General features: G+C 64.6%; 5 protein-coding genes. 2 read left to right on the top strand and 3 right to left on the bottom strand.

Features of this window, described 5'->3' with window-relative positions; genetic code table 11:
* Positions 1–182: 182 nt before the first annotated feature.
* The 3 genes from AC1Q7Q_RS36990 to AC1Q7Q_RS36980 all read right to left on the bottom strand — a co-directional run bounded on the left by AC1Q7Q_RS36990 (position 183) and on the right by AC1Q7Q_RS36980 (position 4,087).
* On the bottom strand, positions 183–908 hold the full coding sequence (locus AC1Q7Q_RS36990) for an MgtC/SapB family protein (RefSeq protein WP_492373049.1): 726 nt from the start codon (positions 906–908) through the stop codon (positions 183–185).
* A gap of 125 nt (positions 909–1,033) precedes the next feature.
* Positions 1,034–3,790 (bottom strand): magnesium-translocating P-type ATPase, encoded by a 2,757-nt coding sequence (gene mgtA, locus AC1Q7Q_RS36985; RefSeq protein ID WP_492373048.1) that lies wholly within the window; start codon positions 3,788–3,790, stop codon positions 1,034–1,036.
* Positions 3,791–3,919: 129 nt separating this feature from the next.
* Positions 3,920–4,087, bottom strand: coding sequence for a hypothetical protein (locus AC1Q7Q_RS36980; RefSeq protein ID WP_492373047.1), 168 nt, complete (start codon positions 4,085–4,087; stop codon positions 3,920–3,922).
* 653 nt (positions 4,088–4,740) lie between these two features.
* Here AC1Q7Q_RS36980 and AC1Q7Q_RS36975 point away from each other — a divergent pair.
* Together AC1Q7Q_RS36975 and AC1Q7Q_RS36970 are read left to right on the top strand one after the other, a co-directional pair.
* On the top strand, positions 4,741–5,241 hold the full coding sequence (locus AC1Q7Q_RS36975; RefSeq protein ID WP_492373046.1) for a DUF6630 family protein: 501 nt from the start codon (positions 4,741–4,743) through the stop codon (positions 5,239–5,241).
* Positions 5,242–5,802: 561 nt separating this feature from the next.
* Entirely contained in the window at positions 5,803–6,705 is a 903-nt protein-coding gene (locus AC1Q7Q_RS36970; protein WP_492373045.1) for a polysaccharide deacetylase family protein, read from the top strand.
* Positions 6,706–6,801: the final 96 nt, after the last annotated feature.

Raw genomic sequence — 6,801 nt, 5'->3', positions numbered from 1 at the left:
CTTTGCCGACGCAAAGAAGAGTGACCGGCAGCCCCCGCAGGGGGATGTCGTATGGCTCTTGGGTCCAAAAACCAACACCGCAAAATAAAAGCGCAATCAAGCAACAAGAGCCCAATGTGCTGCTCTTGGGTCCAAAAAACCAACGCCGCCCCAAATAGACCACAAGCACAAGCCAACCAAAATCAATCCGTCGTACTAGGACTCCAAAACGCCTGATGAATATGCTCCGACTCCGCCAGCTCCGCCATCAACCGATCCAGCACATCCCCATCAACGGAGGTTGACGTAAGCACCGCTTCAATCTCGACATCGCTATCCCCGAACGCATGCACCTCCAGGTCCCGGGTCGGGTAGTTCCCCGCCTCCAGCGTATCCTCAAGCAAGCGCAACGCCAGCTTCTGCGCGGAGCGCGGCGCAATCACATAGACCGTGTTGGTCACCTCTACCGCGGTCGTATCCATTGGCTGCTGGTTGATGCGATTCACCACCGGCCGCAACAGGGTATTGGCCGCCAGCACAAACAGGCAGCCCAGCCCGGCCTCGAGAATCAGGTCCGCCCCCGCACTGGCGCCAATCGCCGCCGATCCCCATAGCGTGGCCGCGGTATTCAACCCCCGCACATTGCCTTCCTCCCGCATGATCACGCCGGCACCGAGAAAGCCGATGCCCGAGACCACATAGGCCACCACGCGTACCGCGCCGTCGTGCCCGGCCATGCGGTTGGCCATGTCGACGAAGATGGCGGCACCTACCGCCACCAGCACATTGGTGCGCAGGCCAGCCGTGCGCTGGCGGATCTGCCGCTCGTAGCCGATCACCGCGCCGAGGATGAAGGCGGTGGTCAGGCTGACGGTGGTGTCGAGCAGCGAGTCAAGGTTGATGTTTTGAAAGGCTTGGAGGGACGTCATGGTTTCCCCGGGCTTGAAAGTTATTGTTATGGAACCGCTTGCGTCTTTTTACGCCGGCCAGGTGTCACGCCGATGTCATCGGCGGCGCCTTTCGCGCAAGTATCGCGATAGGCGCCGCCCAAAGCTTATTGCCAGCCAAAGCGTCGGATATAGAACCGCTTGACCGCCGTCACCAGCAGGGCGTAGCCCAGCACGATGCCGATCATCCAGGGAAAATAGCCCGGCGGCAATGCCTCCAGCTTGAAGTACGCCGCCAGCGGGCCCATTGGCAGCCAGATGCCCACGGCCATGATGGCCACCGTGGCCAACGTCAGCGGCCACGCCGCGCGGCTCTGAATGAACGGCAGCTTGGGCGTGCGGATCATGTGCACGATCAGTGTTTGCGTGAGCAGCCCGACCACGAACCAGCCGGACTGGAACAGCGCCTGCGCCTCCACGTTGTTGGCGGCGAACACGTACCACATCACCACATAGGTCGTGATGTCGAAGATCGAGCTGATCGGGCCGAAGACCACCATGAAGCGGCCGATGTCGCCCGGGTTCCAGCGCAGCGGCCGCGCCACCAGTTCCTTGTCCACGCGATCGAACGGAATCGCGATCTGCGAGACGTCGTACAGCAGGTTCTGCACCAGCAGTTGCAGCGGCAGCATCGGCAGGAAGGGCAGGAAGGCGCTGGCCACCAGCACCGAGAACACGTTGCCGAAGTTGGAGCTGGCCGTCATGCGGATGTACTTCAGCATATTGCTGAAGGTGCGCCGCCCTTCGATCACGCCTTCTTCCAGCACCATCAGGCTTTTTTCCAGCAGGATGAGGTCGGCGGCTTCCTTGGCGATATCCACCGCGCTGTCCACCGAGATGCCGATATCGGCCGCGCGCAGCGCGGGCGCATCGTTGATGCCGTCACCCATGAAGCCAACCACGTGGTCGTTGGCGCGCAGCGCCAGCACCAGTTGTTCCTTGTGCAGCGGCGACAGGCGTGCGAATACGTTGTGATCTTCCACGGCACGGGCCAGCGTCGGGGCGTCCATCTTCTCGATGTCCGGCCCCAGCAGCACGCGCGTGACAGGCAGCCCTACTTCGCGGCAGATCTTGGCGGTGACCAGTTCGTTGTCGCCGGTCAGCACTTTCACCGTGACGCCGTGCTCGGCCAGCGCCTTGAGCGCGGGCAGCGTGGAATCCTTGGGCGGATCGAGAAAAGCGATGTACCCGACCAGCGTCAGCTCGCATTCGTCGGCCACGCCGTACTGCGTTTGCGTGGTGGGCGTTTCCTTCATGGCCACAGCCACCACGCGCAAGCCTTCCTCGTTGAGGTCGTGCGTCACCTGGCGCACGCGCGCCAGCATATCGGCGTCCAGCGCTTGCGCCGCGCCATCGATCTGCACGCGCGTGCAGATGCCCAGCATTTCCTCCACCGCGCCTTTGCAGATCAGCTCGTTGTGATCCTCGCGCTCGGCCACCACCACCGACATGCGGCGCCGCTCGAAATCGAACGGGATCTCATCGACCTTGCGGTAATGCTGCGTCAGCTTCAGCTCGCTTTGCAGCTCCACGTGATCGAGCACCGCGCGGTCGAGCAGGTTCTTCAGGCCGGTCTGGTAGTAGCTGTTCAGGTAAGCGTGCTTGAGCACGTCGGTGCTGATGCGGCCCAGCACATCGGTGTGGCGCTCCAGCACGATCTTGTCCTGCGTCAGCGTGCCTGTCTTGTCGGTGCACAGCACGTCCATGGCGCCGAAATTCTGGATCGCGTCGAGCCGCTTCACGATGACCTTGCGGCGCGACAACATCACCGCGCCCTTGGCCAGCGTGGAGGTCACGATCATCGGCAGCATCTCGGGCGTGAGCCCTACCGCGACGGACAAGGCAAAGAGGAACGCCTGCGTCCAGTCGCCCTTGGTAAATCCGTTGACCAGCAGCACCAGCGGCGCCATCACCAGCGCGAAGCGGATCAGCAGCCAGCTCACCTGGTTGACGCCAGCCTGGAAGGCCGTGGCCGAGCGGTCGGTGCTGGTGACGCGCTCGGCCAGCGTGCCGAAGTAAGTGTGGTTGCCGGTGGCTAGCACCACGGCGGTGGCGGCGCCCGAGACCACATTGGTGCCCATGAAGGCGATGTTGGAGAGCTCCAGCGGGCTGTCGTGGCGATCGCGCAGCTCGGCGAATTTTTCCACGGGCAGCGATTCGCCCGTCATGGCCGCCTGGCTGATGAACAGGTCCTTGGCCGCGATGATGCGGCAGTCGGCGGGAATCATGTCGCCGGCGGAAAGCGCGACCAGGTCGCCAGGGACCAGCTTGCGGATAGGCACCTCGATCTTGTGCGGCGGGCGGGAATGCACGTGCACGTTGAAGTACTCCGCGCTGAAGGCGGCAACGCCGGCCGAAAGGTCCCGCCGGATCACCGTGGCGGTGGTGCTGACCATGGCCTTGAGGCTTTCCGCGGCCTGGTTGGAGCGCCGCTCCTGCACGAAGCGCAGCAGCGTGGACAGCGTCACCATGGTGCCGATGACGATCGTTGCCTTCATGTCCTCGGTGAAGTAGGAAATCGCCGCCAGCAGTGTCAGCAGCAGATTGAACGGGTTGCTGTACGAATGCCACAGGTGCAGCCACGCAGGCAGCGGCTTTTCATGGTCGACTTCGTTCGGGCCGAACTGCTTGAGCTTTTCGTCCGTCTCGGCGCTGGTCAGCCCATCCTCGTGGGAGTGCATGCGTACCAGTACGGCTGGCACGTCCTCTCGCGCGGCGCGCTTGAGCGATTGTGCCAACTGCTCTGGCACGGTGCGCGACGGCCCCGGCTTGCCCAGCGACTCGAACATCGCCAGCCGGCGGAAGTGGTGGGTCGCCCGGCGCGTGCGCAGGAAGGCGACGAAGAGCGTTTTCATCAGGTTCATCGGTGCGGTTTCCCAAAAGTCCCGGCGTGCCGGGCAGCGATGCTGGAGTGAGGCGAGGAGCGGCAAAGGCGGGCGCGGCGCGCCGCGCCGCCTTCGCCGGATGCGGTGAGCGTGACAGCGGTGCGCGCGTCAGCCCGGCCGGGGCCGGTGCGCGGCGTCATGACGCGCTGCGGCACGGCGCGCGGGGGGCAGGGCCAGCGTGAGCAGGAGGACGGCGGCACTGCCTGGCCCGCCGGCGTGGCAGCGCAGGATTTGCAGCGCCAGCAAGGCATGTTGTGCGATGAAGAGGGACGGCATGGGGCCTCCTTGCGCTAACGCTCGACGGCGCGCGCAGGCAGCGGCGGATAACGCATCGCGAAACTGCGGACGAACGCATTCTCGCGGCGGGGTAGCCGCAGGCATTTGCAACGAACTGGGAGGGGATCGCACGGAGAACCCGTGCAACGGACCACTACCCGCCGGTATCGGCTAGGCAGTGGCGGTAAGACGCCTGGACTTGCCTAGCCGTTCAAGGTTTGGCCGTAAGGCCAACTAGAACAACTGTCCATGGAGATGACTCCGAAGCGATAACGGGGCGAAGGGTAACAAAGGCGGCGCGCGCTTGGCAATCTTTTTCTTCCGGCTTTTTCCGCCGAATAGGACACGTCCTAAACTTTGCGTTTTTCGTGCCGTAAGGCAATGCGTATGGGCTGGTCTTGCGAGACGATCAGCGCGCCTTCGATGCGTCTTCGATGCGTATGTGTAGTAGCGCCTCGCACCAACCTTTGTCAGAATAGGGGGCTGCCATTTTCCCGGCGTTGGGCAAAGCACCGCCAGACGTCCAGCCACTCGGATGCTCACACAAGGTTCCGGCATCCGAGTCAACCACCGCGTCGGCTCGCGGCATCACGCTGTGGCCTGCCAGCATCGAACCCCTTCCGTTCCCTGTGTTCCCAACCTGCCAGAAGCCTATGACCACTGTGCTCCCGAGTGAAACGCAGGACGCCGTGCGCGAGCTGATCCTGCTGATTTCTCTGCACGACCAGGATGCCGCGGACAAATACTGGACCGCGTTCCAGCATGCGCTCGCGCGCACCGAGACCGGCTGCGAGGGCCATATGCTGCTATGGCCGCTGACCGAAGCGATCGGCGCCGCAGGCTTCTACGTGGAATGGAAAGACACGGCCGCCCTGGTGCGCGGTGTGCAAGCCATGTGCGACCGGGTCGGCCTGCGCGTGGACTGGGGCGCGCCCGAGCCGCTCGCGGCGGCCTTCCTCGCGGGCAAGGATGTGCCCGGCTTGATGGCGATCGCGCAGGTCTCGTTGCAAGCGGCCGGCTTTACGCTGTGGTGCTGGGACACGCAGGCGGACGCCTACGCGGGATGGATGATCCACAGTGCGGACGAGCCGGTGCTGGCAGAGCTTGCCGGGCATCTTCACCTGATGATCGATCCCGCGGATGAAACCTACTGAGCCGGCTCCGGCTCAGCGTTCACAATTGTTGACATTTGCACCGGGTGGCCGCGATAGCCTCGTGGCCGTCCGATGCTGGCTCGGCAGCATGCCTGTGCGCTTTGTGCATTGCCGCTGCCTTTCACGCCTTTCGACAAAGCCGGACCGTGTGCTCCACGCGCGCGCCAGGTGTATCGTCTGGCGGGATTGCCAAACGGGTGAGGCGCAGTGACACAGTTGTTTGCGTTTGCAAAATGGGGGAGCCGCTAACCTGTCGGCCGGGGTGTCCAAAACGGCATCCCTTACCCGCAGGCAGCAGTGCCCCCTGCTGCCGATTTGCCCGCCAGGCCATGTCTCATGGCCTGGTTTTTTTCGCTGCGCGGGCTCGGCTGCACCAGCGCAAAAGCGCGCCAGCACGATATGGCACAATGCCATTTTGCTTTTTGCCGGGGCCACGGCGATCGCTGCGGCGATTCGCGCACATGGCTGCGGTTCGCCCCCATTTCTTTAGCTTGAGACTCATTCCGGATTGCCCGCGCAGCGCGCCAAAGAGCGCCCGAAGTGGCGAACCGGACGCCCCGCATGCGCTTTTCCCATTTTGTTCGTCTCGCTGCCGGGACCCTGGCGTGCAGCCTGAGTCTCGCCTGCGCGGCCGCGCAGGCAGCCCCTTCCGACATGCCGGCGAGCGCGCTGCCCGCGATCCAGCTGGCCGCCCTGCGCGCGCAGCGGCCGCTCCCGCCCATCCGCTTCCTGCTCACATTCGACGACGGCCCCGATGCCGGCGAGGATGGCAGCACGCCGCTGATTCTGCGCCAGCTTGCCGATAACCCGGTGACGCCAGGCATCAAAGCGCTCTTCTTCGTGCAGACCGCCCACCCGAGGCGCGGTGGCGGCGAGGCCGGCAAAGCGCAGATGCACGCTACCTGCCTCGCCGGCCATCGGCTGGCGGTGCATAGCGGGTTGCCGATCGGGCATCTCTCGCACACGCGCATGTCGCCCGAAGAACTGGAGGCGTCGCTGCTGTCGGGCGAGGCCGACATCATCGCGCAATGCCGCGGCGCGGCCCAACTGGTACGCCCGCCCAACTGGGCCTACAACGATGCGGTGCAGGCGGTCTACCGCAAGCTCGGCCTGGGCATGCTGATGTCGGACGTGAACGCGCGCGACGGCAAGATCTACGGCTGGCATATCAGCCTGCGTCGCCGCTCCCATATGAATAGCGAGCTCGCGCAGGTCAAGGTGGCCATCGCCGAGCAGCGGCTGCCATCCATGGGGGGCGTGGTGCCGATCGTGGTGAGCTTTCATGACACCAACGACTACACGGCCTCGCACATGACCGAGTACCTGCAGATCCTGGTGGAAGAAGCCCGGGAGAATGGCCTGGTGCTGGCGGACCCGCCGTTCTACACGGATGCCCGGGTGGCCGAACGCGCCGCGCGGCTGCGCGCGCAGTCGGGCGTGTATGCGCGCGAAAGCTGGCCCTGAGGCCTTGGCGGCAAGGCAATCGCAGGCGGGTCCTGGCTTGGGATAAGGGGGCACCTGCGACGTACAATACTGCGCCGGGGCCCGCCGTGGCCTGCC

The organism is Cupriavidus sp. GW823-FHT07A04 (assembly GCF_058794615.1).
This window is presented reverse-complemented; position numbering and strand designations above follow the sequence as displayed.

Bases quoted from the DNA above. Each gene is read 5' to 3' on its own strand.
- AC1Q7Q_RS36990 (WP_492373049.1), bottom strand. From the start codon at position 908: ATGACGTCCCTCCAAGCCTTTCAAAACATCAACCTTGACTCGCTGCTC.
- AC1Q7Q_RS36980 (WP_492373047.1), bottom strand. From the start codon at position 4,087: ATGCCGTCCCTCTTCATCGCACAACATGCCTTGCTGGCGCTGCAAATC.
- AC1Q7Q_RS36975 (WP_492373046.1), top strand. From the start codon at position 4,741: ATGACCACTGTGCTCCCGAGTGAAACGCAGGACGCCGTGCGCGAGCTG.
- AC1Q7Q_RS36970 (WP_492373045.1), top strand. From the start codon at position 5,803: ATGCGCTTTTCCCATTTTGTTCGTCTCGCTGCCGGGACCCTGGCGTGC.
- mgtA (WP_492373048.1), bottom strand. From the start codon at position 3,790: ATGAACCTGATGAAAACGCTCTTCGTCGCCTTCCTGCGCACGCGCCGG.